This is a genomic window from Pseudomonas sp. TH32, assembly GCF_016650855.1.
Lineage (GTDB): Bacteria > Pseudomonadota > Gammaproteobacteria > Pseudomonadales > Pseudomonadaceae > Aquipseudomonas.
Map to the genome: position 1 here is coordinate 2,914,915 of NZ_JAEKFA010000002.1, position 15,742 is coordinate 2,930,656.

The 15,742-nt window shown below is 59.8% G+C and carries 13 protein-coding genes and 1 pseudogene; 11 read left to right on the forward strand and 3 right to left on the reverse strand.

The window, feature by feature from the left end:
• Window positions 1-25: 25 nt before the first annotated feature.
• Window positions 26-244, forward strand: a complete 219-nt coding sequence (gene infA, locus JFV30_RS17140; protein WP_002553999.1) for a translation initiation factor IF-1 — start codon at window positions 26-28, stop codon at window positions 242-244.
• A gap of 258 nt (window positions 245-502) precedes the next feature.
• Here infA and clpA read toward each other — a convergent pair whose 3' ends face one another.
• Complete coding sequence (clpA, locus tag JFV30_RS17145) at window positions 503-2,773, reverse strand: ATP-dependent Clp protease ATP-binding subunit ClpA (RefSeq protein WP_010172706.1); 2,271 nt, start codon at window positions 2,771-2,773, stop codon at window positions 503-505.
• A 29-nt stretch (window positions 2,774-2,802) separates the two neighbouring features.
• A complete protein-coding gene (clpS, locus tag JFV30_RS17150) occupies window positions 2,803-3,171 on the reverse strand; it encodes an ATP-dependent Clp protease adapter ClpS (RefSeq protein ID WP_003219604.1) in 369 nt (122 codons plus the stop codon).
• 224 nt (window positions 3,172-3,395) lie between these two features.
• Between clpS and cspD the strand changes: the two genes are divergently transcribed.
• Window positions 3,396-3,680, forward strand: a complete 285-nt coding sequence (gene cspD / locus JFV30_RS17155; RefSeq protein WP_201124707.1) for a cold shock domain-containing protein CspD — start codon at window positions 3,396-3,398, stop codon at window positions 3,678-3,680.
• Window positions 3,681-3,725: 45 nt separating this feature from the next.
• Here the strand turns inward: cspD and icd are convergent, their stop codons facing one another.
• Window positions 3,726-4,982: an NADP-dependent isocitrate dehydrogenase gene (gene icd, locus JFV30_RS17160; protein ID WP_010172708.1), complete on the reverse strand. Its 1,257-nt coding sequence runs from the start codon at window positions 4,980-4,982 to the stop codon at window positions 3,726-3,728.
• A 494-nt stretch (window positions 4,983-5,476) separates the two neighbouring features.
• Between icd and JFV30_RS17165 the strand changes: the two genes are divergently transcribed.
• The 9 genes and pseudogenes from JFV30_RS17165 to JFV30_RS17205 all read left to right on the forward strand — a co-directional run bounded on the left by JFV30_RS17165 (window position 5,477) and on the right by JFV30_RS17205 (window position 15,532).
• A complete protein-coding gene (locus JFV30_RS17165; protein ID WP_201124708.1) occupies window positions 5,477-7,702 on the forward strand; it encodes an NADP-dependent isocitrate dehydrogenase in 2,226 nt (741 codons plus the stop codon).
• Between the two features lie 172 nt (window positions 7,703-7,874).
• Window positions 7,875-9,092, forward strand: coding sequence for a serine hydrolase domain-containing protein (locus JFV30_RS17170; RefSeq protein ID WP_201124709.1), 1,218 nt, complete (start codon window positions 7,875-7,877; stop codon window positions 9,090-9,092).
• Between the two features lie 69 nt (window positions 9,093-9,161).
• On the forward strand, window positions 9,162-9,608 hold the full coding sequence (locus tag JFV30_RS17175) for an NUDIX hydrolase (protein WP_169389031.1): 447 nt from the start codon (window positions 9,162-9,164) through the stop codon (window positions 9,606-9,608).
• 59 nt (window positions 9,609-9,667) lie between these two features.
• Window positions 9,668-10,791 (forward strand): annotated as a pseudogene (mnmA, locus tag JFV30_RS17180) (tRNA 2-thiouridine(34) synthase MnmA).
• Window positions 10,788-11,411, forward strand: a complete 624-nt coding sequence (hflD, locus tag JFV30_RS17185) for a high frequency lysogenization protein HflD (RefSeq protein ID WP_010172715.1) — start codon at window positions 10,788-10,790, stop codon at window positions 11,409-11,411. Before mnmA ends, hflD begins: the two are co-directional and overlap by 4 nt.
• A gap of 124 nt (window positions 11,412-11,535) precedes the next feature.
• Window positions 11,536-12,906 (forward strand): adenylosuccinate lyase, encoded by a 1,371-nt coding sequence (gene purB, locus JFV30_RS17190; RefSeq protein WP_201124711.1) that lies wholly within the window; start codon window positions 11,536-11,538, stop codon window positions 12,904-12,906.
• Window positions 12,907-12,990: 84 nt separating this feature from the next.
• The gene (locus JFV30_RS17195) at window positions 12,991-14,157 is read left to right on the forward strand and encodes a ribosomal protein uL16 3-hydroxylase (protein ID WP_003219582.1); all 1,167 of its coding nucleotides are present in this window, start codon (window positions 12,991-12,993) and stop codon (window positions 14,155-14,157) included.
• Entirely contained in the window at window positions 14,150-14,572 is a 423-nt protein-coding gene (locus JFV30_RS17200) for a GNAT family N-acetyltransferase (protein WP_010172719.1), read from the forward strand. Before JFV30_RS17195 ends, JFV30_RS17200 begins: the two co-directional genes overlap by 8 nt.
• 222 nt (window positions 14,573-14,794) lie before the next feature.
• Window positions 14,795-15,532 (forward strand): secretin N-terminal domain-containing protein, encoded by a 738-nt coding sequence (locus tag JFV30_RS17205; RefSeq protein ID WP_201124712.1) that lies wholly within the window; start codon window positions 14,795-14,797, stop codon window positions 15,530-15,532.
• Window positions 15,533-15,742 lie beyond the last annotated feature (210 nt).

The window sequence follows — 15,742 nt, forward strand, 5'->3', positions numbered from 1 at the left end:
CACTGGATACCGAGGGCTTTACTGCATGTCGAAAGAAGACAGCTTCGAAATGGAAGGCACTGTCGTCGACACCCTGCCCAACACCATGTTTCGTGTGGAGTTGGAAAATGGGCACGTCGTAACCGCGCATATCTCCGGCAAGATGCGCAAGAACTACATTCGTATTCTTACCGGTGACAAAGTGCGCGTCGAACTGACGCCCTATGACTTGAGCAAAGGGCGCATCACTTACCGCGCCCGTTAATCAAGTCAATACAAGACGCCCGGTTATGCCGGGCGTTTTTGTGTGCGCGCCATTTAACAGTCGCCACATGACCCTGTGGAAGCTGGCTTGCCTGCGATAGCGGTCTGTCAGTTACTGCATGCTTGACTGGCCCACTGCCATCGCAGGCAAGCCAGCTCCTACAGTTGATCTTCACCGGTCGATAGGTTTCGACCCACCCATTTATCCAGATAGCAAAAAGGCGCCTCTCGGCGCCTTTTGCTTTGTTGCAGTCAGCTATCAGGCCATTTCAGCCGTGGTTTCGAAATCGAAGGTCAGCTCGCCGTCCTTCAGATCGATATGCACCACGCCACCATGGTCTGCCAGTTCGCCGAACAGGATCTCTTCCGCCAGTGGGCGCTTGATCTTGTCCTGGATCAGGCGAGCCATTGGCCGAGCGCCCATTGCCGCGTCGTAGCCACCTTCCGCCAGCCAGTTGCGCGCCGCATCCGTAACCTCCAGCTGCACGCGCTTGTCTTCCAACTGCGCCTGAAGCTCGGTGAGGAACTTGTCCACCACGCTTTTGATGACCTCATGGCTGAGGCGACCAAACTGGATAATGGTGTCCAGGCGGTTGCGGAATTCCGGCGTGAAGCTCTTCTTGATCACTTCCATGGCGTCGGAAGAGTGATCCTGATGAGTAAAGCCAATGGAAGCCCGCGCGGCCGTTTCGGCACCGGCGTTGGTGGTCATGATCACGATCACGTTGCGGAAGTCCGCTTTGCGCCCGTTGTTGTCGGTCAGGGTACCGTGGTCCATCACCTGCAACAGCAGGTTGAAGACTTCCGGGTGCGCCTTCTCGATTTCATCGAGCAACAGCACGCAATGTGGCTGCTTGGTAATCGCCTCGGTCAACAGGCCGCCCTGGTCGAAGCCGACATAGCCCGGAGGCGCACCGATCAGGCGCGACACGGTGTGACGCTCCATGTACTCGGACATGTCGAAACGCACCAGCTCGATGCCCATGGCCTTCGCCAGTTGCCGCGCGGCTTCGGTCTTGCCGACACCGGTAGGCCCGGCGAACAGGAACGAACCGACCGGCTTGTCCGGCGACTTGAGGCCCGCACGGGACAGCTTGATCGCGGTGGACAGCGAGTCGATGGCCGCATCCTGACCAAACACGGTCAGCTTGAGGTCGCGCTCCAGGTTACGCAGCAGCTCCCTGTCGGAAGTGTTGACGTGTTTTGGCGGAATCCGCGCAATCTTCGCCACGATGTCCTCGACCTGTGGCACGTCGATGCGCTTCACACGCTTCTCGACCGGTTGCAGGCGCTGGTAGGCACCCGCTTCGTCGATTACGTCGATGGCCTTGTCCGGCATGTGCCGGTCATTGATGTAGCGCGACGCCAGCTCGGCGGCTGCACGCAGCGCTTCATCGGTGTACTCGATACCGTGGTGCGCTTCGAAACGCCCCTTTAGCCCGCGCAGGATGCCGATGGTGTCTTCAACCGAAGGCTCGGACACGTCGACTTTCTGGAAGCGGCGCGCCAGGGCACGGTCTTTTTCGAAGATCCCGCGGAACTCCTGGAACGTGGTCGAACCGATGCAACGGATATCACCCGAAGACAGCAGCGGCTTGAGCAGGTTCGAAGCATCCATCACGCCACCGGAAGCAGCACCGGCACCGATAATGGTGTGGATTTCGTCAATGAACAGGATCGCCTGCGGGCGTTTTTTCAGCTCGCCGAGCAACGCCTTGAAGCGCTTCTCGAAGTCGCCACGGTACTTGGTCCCGGCGAGCAACGCGCCCAGGTCAAGGGAGTAGACGACGCTGTTGGCCAGCAGGTCTGGCACCTGATTATCAACGATGCGTTTGGCCAGGCCTTCGGCAATCGCGGTTTTACCCACGCCTGCCTCACCGACCAACAGCGGGTTGTTTTTGCGACGACGCGCCAGGATCTGCGCCACGCGCTCAACTTCCAGCTCACGCCCTACCAGCGGATCGATCCGCCCCTGGCGCGCCAGTTCGTTAAGGTTGCTGGCATAAGCATCCAGCGGGTTGCTCGAAGAAGAAGACTCACCGCCCTCGTCATCCTGCATATCCTGCTCACCTTCTGAGTGATCGCCATGCCCTGGCACTTTGGAAATGCCATGGGCGATGTAGTTGACGACATCAATACGGGCAACGCTTTGCTGTTTGAGCAGGAACACAGCCTGGCTTTCCTGCTCGCTGAAGATCGCCACGAGCACGTTGGCCCCTGTGACTTCGCGCTTGCCGGAGCTCTGTACGTGGAAAACGGCACGCTGCAGTACCCGCTGGAAGCCCAGGGTTGGCTGGGTCTCGCGGTCCTCGTCATGAACGGGGATCAACGGCGTGGTGGAGTCGATAAACTCCTGCAGGTCATGCTTGAGTTTGTCGAGATTGGCACCACACGCACGCAGTACGGTGGCGGCAGCTTCGTTATCCAAAAGTGCCAGCAGCAGGTGCTCGACGGTCATGAATTCATGACGCTTCGAACGGGCCTCCTTGAAGGCAAGATTGAGGGTGACTTCGAGCTCGCGGTTTAACATAGCTTCACCTCATACCCAAGTGGTCGGAGTTAACCGTCCTTCTCGATTTCACAGAGTAGCGGATGCTGGCTTTCCCTGGCGTACTGGTTGACCTGCATGGCCTTTGTCTCGGCGATGTCGCGGGTAAACACTCCACATACTGCCCGTCCTTCTGTGTGAACGGCCAGCATTACCTTGGTCGCCAACTCGCGGTTCAGGTTAAAAAACACCTCGAGCACTTCGACGACGAAATCCATCGGTGTGTAGTCATCATTGAACAAAACCACCTTGTACATCGGCGGCGCCTGTAAAGCAGGCTTGGCCTCCTGAACAGCAATGCCTGCAGAACCGTCGTCATCCTCTTGATGATCCGGGCGATCCTGATTGAATGTTAGTCGAATCTGGCTGATTGCATGCATGGAAAGAAAGGTTCGTCAGTGGTTCAAATACAGTGGTGGGGGCGGCCTGTCAGAATTTCAACCCTGACCGACTGGTCGCCTTGACTATCGGCAAATCAGTGTTACAACCAATAGAACCCACAGTGGGTAAAAAAGGTCCGCGCAGTCAACCTTATTTATTCGGGTTAGGACGGATAAACTGGATGATACTCCAGTGATGGAGTCTGGTGCAGAGGGATATGGGCATGGCAAGCGGTAAGGTCAAGTGGTTCAACAATGCCAAGGGTTACGGCTTCGTGGTTGAAGACGGCAAGGAAGAAGACCTTTTTGCGCATTACTCGGCTATCCAGATGGATGGCTACAAGACACTGAAAGCAGGGCAAGCGGTTTCCTTCGAGATCATTCAGGGACCCAAAGGCCTGCATGCAGTGAATATCGGTGCTCCCGTCAGCGCCAGCACACCTAAAGAAGACGTCGCTCAAAAACCAAAAAAACAGCCGGCCCGATCAGCCGCTGAGCAAACGCTCTAAAAAAAACCGGCCTCAGGGCCGGTTTTTTTGTGCCCGCGTATAAGCCTACATGTGCGAAATCAGCGCATCCCCGAACGCCGACGAAGACAGCAGCTTCGCGCCGTCCATCAGGCGATGGAAGTCATAGGTCACGGTCTTGGCAGAAATCGCACCATTGGTGCCCTTGATGATCAGGTCGGCCGCTTCGGTCCAGCCCATGTGACGCAACATCATTTCCGCTGACAGGATCAGCGAACCCGGGTTGACCTGGTCCTTGCCGGCATACTTCGGCGCGGTACCGTGGGTGGCTTCGAACATTGCCACGGTGTCGGACAGGTTGGCGCCCGGTGCGATACCGATACCGCCCACTTCCGCCGCCAGGGCGTCAGACAGGTAGTCACCATTAAGGTTAAGGGTGGCGATCACGTCATATTCGGCCGGACGCAGCAGGATCTGCTGGAGCATGGCGTCCGCAATCGCGTCCTTGACCACCACGTTCTTGCCGGTACGCGGGTTCTTGAATTGCATCCACGGCCCGCCGTCCAGCAAGGTCGCGCCGAATTCTTCGGCCGCCACTTCATAGGCCCATTCCTTGAAGGCACCTTCGGTGAACTTCATGATGTTGCCTTTGTGCACGATGGTCAGCGAGTCGCGGTCGTTATCCACGACATACTGCAAGGCCTTGCGTGCCAGGCGCTTGGTGCCTTCCAGGGACACCGGCTTGACGCCGATCCCGCAGTTCTGGTCGAAACGAATCTTGGTGACGCCCATCTCTTCCTTCAGGAACTTGATGACCTTGATCGCTTCCGGGGAGCCCGCCTTCCACTCGATGCCGGCGTAGATGTCCTCGGAGTTCTCCCGGAAGATGGTCATGTCCACATCGCCAGGCTTCTTGACCGGGCTTGGCACGCCTTCAAACCAGCGCACCGGGCGCAGGCACACATAAAGGTCGAGTTGCTGGCGCAGGGCCACGTTCAGCGAACGGATGCCGCCACCGACAGGGGTGGTCAGCGGGCCCTTGATGGACACCACGTAATCCTTGACCGCATCCAGGGTTTCCTGGGGCAGCCAGGTGTCCTGGTCGTAAACCTGAGTGGCCTTTTCGCCGGCATAAACCTCCATCCAGGAGATTTTGCGCTTGCCGCCATAAGCCTTGTTAACAGCTGCATCGACCACCTTGATCATCACCGGGCTGATGTCGACGCCAATACCGTCACCTTCAATGAAGGGGATGATCGGGTTGTCAGGAACATTGAGAGAATGGTCTGCATTGACGGTGATTTTGTCGCCGACTGCCGGAACCTGAATCTTCTTGTATCCCATGCTGAACTCCATCTATGGATTGAACATCTGGCTGCGTTCGAGCCTACTCCAGATAAATGAGGACTGAAACCTCAGGCCCTGCACATTTGCGTCGAAAACAGCACATTTAGCGGCCTACAAGCTTGAAAGCAAAGGGCAAAGCGCCAATCTTGAGCACATCATGCGACTTTCGGCGTAACCCGCTGCCTGCGACCTTTAGACCAATGGACGACACACCTTTTGTATGAAGGCTCGGCGTAAGCATAGCGACCTATGTATAATGCCGCCGCTGACCAAAGAGTCACGACGGCCGACCGCTCTAGACAGACGCCCTCCGCCAGAAAAGCCGAGCTACTACAGTAGTTCACCCGCTTGACGCTCGACTGATGCAACCCAACATCACCGCGAAGAAACTTCGACATTTCGCTCATGGATGACTTTGAACGAACGCGCTTTACCCGGCGCATCTCGAGTTTCTGCGCATGCTTTCAGCAAAGAAGAGAGTTAATCCGAATATGCCCACCCGCTCGAAGATCATCTACACCTTCACCGACGAAGCCCCAGCCCTCGCCACCTATTCACTGCTGCCTATCGTAGAGGCCTTCACCGCTTCCGCTGATATTGCCGTGGAAACCCGCGACATTTCCCTGGCCGCGCGCATCCTCGCAAGCTTCCCCGAGCAACTGGGCCCCAAGGCTATCCCGGACCACCTCGCCGAACTGGGCGACCTGGCCGTTACGCCTGAAGCCAACATCATCAAGCTGCCGAACATCAGTGCCTCGACCCCTCAGCTGCAAGCTGCGATCAAGGAACTGCAGGCCCAGGGCTACGCCCTGCCGGACTACCCGGAAACCGTAACCACCGACGCGGAAAAAGAAACCCGTGCACGTTACGACAAGGTCAAGGGCAGCGCCGTGAACCCGGTACTGCGCGAAGGCAACTCCGACCGCCGCGCACCGCTGTCGGTCAAGAACTACGCACGCAAGCACCCGCACAAGATGGGCGCCTGGGCTGCGGACTCCAAGTCCCACGTGGCCCACATGAGCAATGGCGACTTCTACGGCAGCGAGAAAGCCGTACAGATCGAAACCGCTGATGCCGTGAAAATCGAACTGATCGCCAAGGACGGTACCGCTACCGTCCTGAAAGAAAAAACCAGCGTACAAGCTGGCGAGATCATCGACAGCGCCGTGCTGAGCAAGAAAGCCCTGCGCAGCTTCATCGCCGCTGAAATCGAAGACGCCAAGAAACAAGGCGTACTGCTGTCGGTTCACCTGAAAGCCACCATGATGAAGGTCTCCGACCCGATCATGTTCGGCCAGATCGTTGCCGAGTTCTATAAAGACGCACTGGCCAAGCACGCTGTCGTGCTGGAACAGATCGGCTTCAACCTGAACAACGGCATCGGCGACCTGTACGCTCGCATCAAGGCGCTGCCGGCCGATCAGCAAGCGCAGATCGAAGCCGACATCCAGGCGGTGTACGCCGCTCGTCCGTCCCTGGCCATGGTCAACTCGGACAAAGGCATCACCAACCTGCACGTACCGAGCGACGTCATCGTCGACGCATCGATGCCTGCGATGATCCGTGACTCCGGCAAAATGTGGGGCACCGACGGCCAGTTGCACGACACCAAGGCCGTGATCCCGGATCGCTGCTACGCCACCATCTACCAGGCAGTGATCGAAGACTGCAAGGCCAATGGCGCCTTCGACCCAACCACCATGGGCAGCGTGCCAAACGTTGGCCTGATGGCGAAGAAAGCCGAAGAGTACGGCTCCCACGACAAGACCTTCCAGATCAAGGCTGACGGCGTAGTCCGCGTCACCGACAGCAAGGGCAACCTGCTGATGGAACAGGCTGTTGAAGCCGGCGACATCTTCCGCATGTGCCAGACCAAAGACGCGCCGATCCAGGACTGGGTCAAACTGGCCGTCAACCGCGCCCGCGCCAGCAACACCCCGGCCATCTTCTGGCTGGACCCACAGCGCGCTCACGACGGCGTCGTGGTCGAGAAAGTTCAGGCGTACCTGAAAGACCACAACACCGAAGGCCTGGACATCCGCATCATGTCGCCGGTCGACGCGATGAAGTTCACCCTGGAGCGCACCCGCAAGGGCCTGGACACCATCTCGGTGACCGGCAACGTACTGCGCGACTACCTGACCGACCTGTTCCCGATCATGGAACTGGGCACCAGCGCCAAGATGCTGTCGATCGTGCCGCTGATGAACGGTGGCGGCCTGTTCGAAACCGGCGCCGGCGGTTCGGCTCCCAAGCACGTGCAGCAACTGGTTGAAGAGAACTTCCTGCGCTGGGATTCCCTGGGCGAGTTCCTGGCCCTGGCAGCTTCCCTCGAGCATTTGGGTGTGACTTACAACAACCCGAAAGCCCTGGTGCTGTCCAAGACCCTGGACCAGGCCACCGGCCAGTTCCTCGACAACAACAAGTCGCCATCGCGCAAAGTCGGCAACATCGACAACCGCGGCAGCCACTTCTACCTGGCGCTGTACTGGGCTCAAGCCCTGGCTGCCCAGACCGAAGACACTGCACTGCAAGCGCAGTTTGGCGAACTGGCCAAAACCCTGACCGCGAACGAGGCGACCATCGTTGCCGAACTCAACGCCGTCCAGGGCAAGCCAGTGGACATCGGCGGCTACTACGCGCCGAACCCGGAGCTGACCAGCAAAGCCATGCGCCCAAGCAACACCCTCAACGCGGCAATCGCTGCGCTGGTTTGATGCTTTACGGTGCCGCCGCATGAGGATCGCTAGCTAATCCTTGTGCGACAGGAAAATCCGGAATCCGAAAGGATTCCGGATTTTTTTTGCCTGCTTTTCAGGAACGGGCGCAGTCCTTGCTTTGTCTTCTTATTGTTCCACCCCACGAAAAACAATAAATAAGGACGTTCCCATGCCAAGAAACCTCCTACAGGTACTGACCTGCTCCTCGGCACTGGCCTTGCTGACGGCCTGCGCAGGCACTTCAAGCCCCTACCCGCACGCTCAGGAACCGATCGGCGACGTACAAACCATGTACGACGGCAAGCTCAGCGAAAAAGCCGCCGTCAGCACCTTCCGCAATATCGATCGACTGTTCCCGGTACGCACCATCAAGGCCGGTGGCCATCCGTTTCCACTGCCACGCAGCAGCCAGCCGCTGGGCCCGGTGGCATTCGACTATGAAGGCAAACGCTATAGCCTTGACGATTACGTCACCCTCAACCGGGTAACAGGCCTGCTGGTGATCAAGAACGGCCAGGTCGTTACTGAACGCTACGAAAAGGGCAACACGCCAGACACCCGATGGATGTCGATGTCAGTGGCCAAGTCGATTACCTCGACCCTCGTGGGCGCCGCACTGCAGGACGGCTCGATCAAAAGCCTTGATGACAAAGTCACCCACTACTTGCCCGCACTCGCCGGCAGCGGTTACGACCAGGCCACCGTTCGCCAGGTGCTGGCGATGCGCTCCGGAGTCAAATGGAGTGAGAAATACGCTGACCCGACGTCAGACCGACGCATGATGCTCAAGCTGCAAACCGAACAAGTGCCCGGTTCCGCCCTCAAGTTCATGGCTAGCTTGCCCAGCGCCGCGCCGCCCGGCACCCGCACCAACTACAGCACCGGAGAGACACAAGTGCTGGGCCAACTGGTGAGCGCCGCCGTGGGCAAGCCACTGGCGAACTACCTGAGCGAGAAAATCTGGGCGCCGTACGGCATGCAAACCGACGCCAACTGGTGGCTCGACGGCCCCAATGGCAACGAGGTGGGCGGCAGCGGCATCAGCGCAACGCTCGAAGATTACGGACGCTTCGGGCAATTCGTACTCAGTGGCGGCAAAGCCGGCGACAAACAGGTGCTACCCAAAGGCTGGATGAGCTTCGCCAGCGCCACCACCGGCACCGACCCGGCGTACGGCGACTTCGCCTCCATGTGGTGGCCCGCCTGGACCGCCGCCTCCAAGGCAGACAAAGCCTTCACGGCTGCCGGGATTTTCGGCCAGTTTGTCTACATCAATCCCACGCAAAACGTGGTGATCGTCGTATGGCAAGCGCAAACCAAGGCCACCGGCGGCGAAGTGATTGACGATATGGTGGCCTTCGACGCCATTACCAAAGCCGCGAAGTAACCGGCAGAGGCGCCCTCGGCGGGCGCCCCTGTATGATGCCCCTCTGTTATCAGCTCTGCGAGACGCCCCATGACCTGGCTACCCCACATCACCGTCGCCACCATCGTCGAAGACAACGGCCGCTTCCTGATGGTCGAAGAACTCAAGGGCGGCCGCGCCGTGCTCAACCAGCCCGCCGGGCACCTCGACCCGAACGAAACCCTGACCGAGGCCGCCGTGCGCGAAACCCTCGAAGAAACCGGCTGGGACGTCGAAGCCACCGGGATCGTCGGGATTTACCTGTACACCGCCCCCAGCAACGGCGTGACGTATCAGCGGGTGTGCTTCACCGCCAAGGCCCTGAAACACCACCCGGACTATCAATTGGACGACGGCATCGTGCGCGCCCGCTGGCTGACCCGCGACGAATTGATGGCCCTGCGCGAGGACTGGCGCAGCGAGCTGATTATCCGCTGCATCGACGATTATCTGGCCGGCCAACGCCACAGCCTCGAATTGATCCGCCCTTCTCTTTAGCCTTGCAGACGCGAGCCTGCTAGAATCGCGTCCTTTTTAAAGACACCCGTTGAAATCCTATGCGTGATCCAGCCCCTTCTGACACACAAAAGAAGCGCGTCATCGTCGGCATGTCCGGCGGCGTGGATTCTTCCGTTTCCGCCGTTCTGCTCATGGAGCAGGGTTATGAGGTGGAAGGCCTGTTCATGAAGAACTGGGAAGAAGACGATGGAACGGAATATTGCACCGCCATGGACGACCTGGCGGATGCCCAGGCCGTCTGTGACAAAATCGGCATCAAGCTGCACACCGCCAACTTCGCCGCCGAGTACTGGGACAACGTGTTCGAGCACTTCCTGGCCGAATACAAGGCCGGTCGCACGCCGAACCCGGACATCCTGTGTAACCGCGAGATCAAGTTCAAGGCGTTCCTCGACTACGCAATGATCCTCGGTGCCGACCTGATTGCCACTGGCCACTACGTGCGCCGTCGCGATATCGATGGCCGTACCGAATTGCTCAAGGGCCTGGACGCCAACAAGGACCAGAGCTATTTCCTGCACGCCGTCGGCGGCGAACAGATCGCCAAGACCCTGTTCCCGGTGGGCGAGCTGGAAAAACCCGAAGTGCGCGCGATTGCCGAGAAACACGGCCTGGCCACCGCCAAGAAGAAGGATTCCACCGGGATCTGCTTTATCGGCGAGCGCCGTTTCAGCGACTTCCTCAAGCAGTACCTGCCGGCGCAACCGGGTGAGATCAAGACCACCGAAGGCGAAATCATCGGCCGTCACCACGGCTTGATGTACCACACCATCGGCCAGCGTCAGGGCCTGGGCATCGGCGGCTTGAAAGACGCCGGCGAAGAGCCGTGGTACGTGCTGGTCAAGGACCTGGAGCACAACGAGTTGATCGTCGGCCAGGGCAATGACCACCCATGGCTGTTCTCCCGCGCCCTGCTCGCCTCCGACATCTACTGGGTCAACCCGGTCGACCTGAGCAGCCCGCGCCGCCTCACGGCCAAAGTGCGCTATCGCCAGAGCGACCAGCCCTGCACCCTGGAAAAAACCGCCACCGGCTATCGCGCCACCTTCGACGACCCGCAGCGCGCCGTAACGCCCGGCCAATCGGTAGTGTTCTATGACGGAGAGATTTGCCTGGGGGCGGTGTGATCGAAGTTGCCGAACCCTGGAGCAGCCAGGCATGAGCCCTACCCAGGAGCAACTGACGGCACTGGGCGGCGTGTTTCTCGCCGCGGTGCTGGTGGACAAGATCGCCAAGACCGGCCAGGTCACCGAGGCCGGCCTGACCTGCATGCTCGGCAGCCTGCTGATCCGCGACCCCAAGGACACCCTGGAAGTCTACGGCGGCGACGACCTGGCCCTGCGTGAAGGTTATCGCGCACTGGTCGGCGCCCTGGAGCGCGACCCAAGCACCTTGCAGCGCGAGCCACTGCGCTACGCCCTGTCGATGCTCGGCCTGGAGCGTCAATTGGCCAAGCGCGACGATTTGCTGGAAACCATCGGCAAGCGCCTGCCGCAGATCCAGTCCCAGGTCGAGCATTTCGGCCCGGCCCACGAAAACGTGATCGCGGCCTGTGGCGCCCTGTACCAGGACACCCTGAGCACTTTGCGCCAGCGGATCCAGGTGCACGGCGACATGCGCAACCTGCAACAACCGAACAACGCCTCGAAAATCCGCGCCTTGCTCCTGGCCGGTATTCGTTCGGCGCGGTTGTGGCGCCAGTTGGGCGGTCATCGCTGGCAGCTGGTGATCAGCCGTCGCAAATTGCTTAAAGAGCTTTACCCGTTGATGCGCAACGAATAAGTCGCCGCAACCGATTTTTTTATAGCCTCACGCGTAATACGCCGGTCAGTTGGCAACGGACCGGCGGATTTTTTCATGTATGATACGCGCCCCATTTCGTTGCCCGACTGTCCGAGAACACCCCATGCAGCTTTCTTCGCTCACTGCGGTTTCCCCTGTTGACGGCCGCTACGCCGGCAAAACCCAGGCCCTGCGCCCTATTTTCAGCGAATACGGCCTGATCCGTGCTCGTGTTCTGGTTGAAGTGCGCTGGCTCCAGCGCCTGGCCGCTCACCCCGCCATCAGCGAAGTGCCGGCGTTCTCCGCCGAAGCCAACGCTGTGCTGAATACCCTGGCGGAAAACTTCTCTCTGGAGCACGCCGAGCGTGTCAAAGAGATCGAGCGCACCACCAACCACGACGTAAAAGCCATCGAATACCTGCTCAAAGAGCAAGCGGCCAAGCTGCCGGAACTGGCCAAGGTCAGCGAGTTCATCCACTTTGCCTGCACCAGCGAGGACATCAACAACCTGTCCCACGCCCTGATGCTGCGCGAAGGCCGTGATGACGTGATGCTGCCACTGATGCGCCAGACCGCCGACGCCATCCGCGAGCTGGCGATCCGTTTCGCCGACGTGCCGATGCTGTCGCGCACCCACGGCCAGCCGGCTTCGCCGACCACCCTGGGTAAAGAACTGGCCAACGTGGTGTACCGCCTGGAGCGTCAGATCGCTCAAGTCGCGGCCGTACCGCTGCTGGGTAAGATCAACGGCGCCGTAGGCAACTACAACGCTCACCTGTCGGCCTACCCGGAAATCGACTGGGAAGAAAACGCCCGCGCCTTCATCGAAGACGAGCTGGGCCTGGGCTTCAACCCCTACACCACGCAGATCGAACCGCACGACTACATCGCCGAGCTGTTCGACGCGATTGCGCGCTTCAACACCATCCTGATCGACTTCGATCGCGATATCTGGGGCTACATCTCCCTGGGCTACTTCAAGCAGCGCACCATTGCCGGTGAAATCGGTTCGTCGACCATGCCGCACAAGGTCAACCCGATCGACTTCGAAAACTCCGAAGGCAACCTCGGCATCGCCAACGCCCTGTTCCAGCACCTGGCGAGCAAGTTGCCGATCTCCCGCTGGCAGCGCGACCTGACCGACTCCACCGTACTGCGCAACCTCGGTGTGGGCTTCGCTCATAGCGTGATCGCGTACGAAGCCAGCCTCAAAGGCATCAGCAAACTGGAGCTCAACGCGCAGAAAATTGCCGCTGACCTGGACGCTTGCTGGGAAGTCCTGGCCGAGCCGATCCAGACCGTGATGCGCCGCTACACCATTGAAAACCCGTACGAGAAGCTCAAAGAGCTGACCCGCGGCAAGGGCATCACCTCCGAAGCCCTGCAAACGTTCATCGACGGCCTGGACATGCCAGCCGCCGCCAAGGCTGAGCTGAAACAGCTCACCCCGGCTAACTACATCGGCAACGCTGTGGCCCAAGCCAAACGCATCTGATAGCTGCTTGACCCTTTGAGACGCCCGGCAGCGCCGGGCGTTTTTATTCCCGTCTGAAAAGTGCTTTTTTTCAATAGGTTACACATGAATCCTGACATTCCTCTTCAACTTCTGGGCGGCATCACGGCACGCGAGTTCCTGCGCGACTACTGGCAGAAAAAACCGTTGCTGATCCGCCAGGCCATTCCTGATTTCGAAAGCCCGATCGACGCCGACGAGCTGGCCGGCCTGGCGCTGGAAGAAGAAGTCGAGTCGCGCCTGATCATCGAACACGGCGAACGCCCGTGGGAGTTGCGTCGCGGCCCGTTCGCCGAAGATGCCTTTAGCACCCTGCCCGAGCGCGAGTGGACCCTGCTGGTGCAGGCCGTCGACCAGTTCGTGCCGGAAGTGGCCGAACTGCTGGAAAACTTCCGTTTCCTGCCAAGCTGGCGCATCGACGACGTGATGATCAGCTACGCCGCCCCCGGTGGCAGCGTCGGTCCGCACTTCGACAACTACGACGTGTTCCTGCTGCAGGGTTCCGGCAAGCGCAACTGGAAGATCGGCCAGATGTGCAACTCCGAAAGCCCGCTGCTGCAACACGCGGACCTGCGCATCCTCGCTGAATTCGAAGAGACCGCCGAATGGGTGCTGGAACCGGGCGACATGCTCTACCTGCCGCCACGCCTGGCCCACTGTGGTGTTGCCGTGGATGACTGCATGACCTACTCCGTAGGCTTCCGCGCCCCGAGCGCGGCTGAAGTACTGACCCACTTCACCGACTTCCTCAGCCAGTACCTGACGGACGAAGAGCGCTACACCGACGCCGATGCCCAGCCGGTCAGCGACCCGCACCAGATCCAGGGCGACGCCCTCGACCGCCTGAAGAGCCTGCTGGCCGAGCACATGAGCGACGAGCGCATGCTGCTGACCTGGTTCGGCCAGTTCATGACCGAGCCGCGCTACCCGGAACTGGTCGCCGGCCCGGAAGTGGAAGAAGAAGACCTGCTGGGCAGCCTGGAAAACGGCGCCGTGCTGATCCGCAACCCGAGCGCCCGCCTGGCCTGGTCCGAAGTGGACGACGACCTGCTGCTGTTCGCCAGCGGCCAGAGCCGCCTGTTGCCGGGCAAGCTGCGGGAACTGCTGAAGCTGGTTTGCGCCGCCGACGCCCTGCACATCGACAACCTCGGCCCATGGCTGGCGGATGAAGATGGCTGCGCCCTGCTGTGGGAACTGGTCAAGCAAGGGAGCCTGGGGTTTGCCGATGAATAAGATTCACGTAAGTGTCGCGGACTGGCAAAAGGATATCGCCGAGATACGGCGCATTCGTGAAGCGGTATTTATCGCTGAACAATCGGTTCCACCGGAGCTGGAATGGGATGCAGACGACGCAGGGGCTGTGCATTTCCTCGCGTTCGAAGGCGACTTTCCCATCGGCACCGCCCGCCTGTTGCCCACCGGCGAGATCGGGCGCGTGTCGGTCCTCAAGGACTGGCGCGGCCTGAAGGTGGGCGACAAGCTGATGGAAGCGGTGATCGGCGTGGCCGAGAAACGCGGCCAGACCCGGCAGATCCTCAGTGCACAAGTCCATGCAGCGCCGTTTTACGAGCGCCTGGGCTTCAAGATTGTCAGCGATGAGTTCCTGGAAGTCGGGATTCCTCACGTTGATATGGTGCGCGAGGGCTGACTTTAGACCGAGTCGCTCCCATCGCAGGCAAGCCAGCTCCCACAGGAGAATGCATTCCAAATGTGGGAGCTGGCTTGCCTGCGATAGCGGTATCAGCAACACCCCAAAAGGCCCTGCCATCCACCGATGCCAGGGCCTTTTGCCGTCCAGGATTCAACTTGCGGGCTACAAAGCCGACAAACTGGCACTATCTAGCCTAAATGACTCGCAGAGATAACGGACATGTCCCTACGCACCCTGCTCACCACTGTGCTCCTGGCCACCAGCTTCTCGGTGATGGCCGCCACCGAAGTCGTGCCCCTGAGCAACCGTACCAGCGCCGACCTGCTGCCCGTGGCACAGAACTTTATCGGCAAGGACGGCACCGTCAGCGCCTACGGCAACCAACTGATCGTGAATGCCGAGCCGGACAAGATCCAGGGCCTGCGCGCCCTGCTCTCGCAACTGGACACGCCGTCCAAACGCCTGCTGATCACGGTCGACACCAACGAGAACAACCAGCAAAGCAACGGCAACAATCAAACCCAGGTGATCACCTACAGCACTGAAAGCCGCGACGGCGGGATCCAGCAGATCCAGGCCAGCGAAGGTGTGCCCGCGCTGATCCAGGTCGGCCAGAGCGTGCCGCTCACCACCACCCAGCCCGATGCCTACGGTCGCCCGCAAAACCAGACCCAGTATCGCAACGTGACGCAGGGCTTCTACGTCACCGCCAGCGTCACCGGAGAGACCGTGCACCTGAGCATCAGTACCAATCGTGACCGCATGAGCCAGGAACGTCCCGATGTAGTGAACGTGCAAAGTACCGACACAACCGTCAGCGGACGGCTGGGCGAGTGGATCACCCTGGCCGGGATCAATCGCCAGACCCAGGCCGACAAAAGCACTACAACCCGCAGCTACTCTACTCAGGGGCGTGATGACCTGACCTTGCGGGTCAAAGTCGATACCCTGAACTGAAGCACCAAAAACTGACTAGCGAGTCGTATTAGACTAAAGATGTAGTGCTTGAAAAAAAGCACTACAAAACATTTGACGATCCAAAAAAGCATGGGCATGATGGCCTCGCTCCCGCTAATCAGGGGCCCTGGCAAGGGCCTTCGGATCGTCGCTCAAAGCCACCCACCTGAGCCGATTCGTGTCTGTACCGCCCACAAGGTGTGTTTGACG

What these genes read in the sequence shown, in the direction of transcription:
- infA (WP_002553999.1), top strand. Translation starts at nt 26, where the DNA reads ATGTCGAAAGAAGACAGCTTCGAAATGGAAGGCACTGTCGTCGACACC.
- clpA (WP_010172706.1), bottom strand. Translation starts at nt 2,773, where the DNA reads ATGTTAAACCGCGAGCTCGAAGTCACCCTCAATCTTGCCTTCAAGGAG.
- clpS (WP_003219604.1), bottom strand. Translation starts at nt 3,171, where the DNA reads ATGCATGCAATCAGCCAGATTCGACTAACATTCAATCAGGATCGCCCG.
- cspD (WP_201124707.1), top strand. Translation starts at nt 3,396, where the DNA reads ATGGCAAGCGGTAAGGTCAAGTGGTTCAACAATGCCAAGGGTTACGGC.
- icd (WP_010172708.1), bottom strand. Translation starts at nt 4,982, where the DNA reads ATGGGATACAAGAAGATTCAGGTTCCGGCAGTCGGCGACAAAATCACC.
- JFV30_RS17165 (WP_201124708.1), top strand. Translation starts at nt 5,477, where the DNA reads ATGCCCACCCGCTCGAAGATCATCTACACCTTCACCGACGAAGCCCCA.
- JFV30_RS17170 (WP_201124709.1), top strand. Translation starts at nt 7,875, where the DNA reads ATGCCAAGAAACCTCCTACAGGTACTGACCTGCTCCTCGGCACTGGCC.
- JFV30_RS17175 (WP_169389031.1), top strand. Translation starts at nt 9,162, where the DNA reads ATGACCTGGCTACCCCACATCACCGTCGCCACCATCGTCGAAGACAAC.
- hflD (WP_010172715.1), top strand. Translation starts at nt 10,788, where the DNA reads ATGAGCCCTACCCAGGAGCAACTGACGGCACTGGGCGGCGTGTTTCTC.
- purB (WP_201124711.1), top strand. Translation starts at nt 11,536, where the DNA reads ATGCAGCTTTCTTCGCTCACTGCGGTTTCCCCTGTTGACGGCCGCTAC.
- JFV30_RS17195 (WP_003219582.1), top strand. Translation starts at nt 12,991, where the DNA reads ATGAATCCTGACATTCCTCTTCAACTTCTGGGCGGCATCACGGCACGC.
- JFV30_RS17200 (WP_010172719.1), top strand. Translation starts at nt 14,150, where the DNA reads ATGAATAAGATTCACGTAAGTGTCGCGGACTGGCAAAAGGATATCGCC.
- JFV30_RS17205 (WP_201124712.1), top strand. Translation starts at nt 14,795, where the DNA reads ATGTCCCTACGCACCCTGCTCACCACTGTGCTCCTGGCCACCAGCTTC.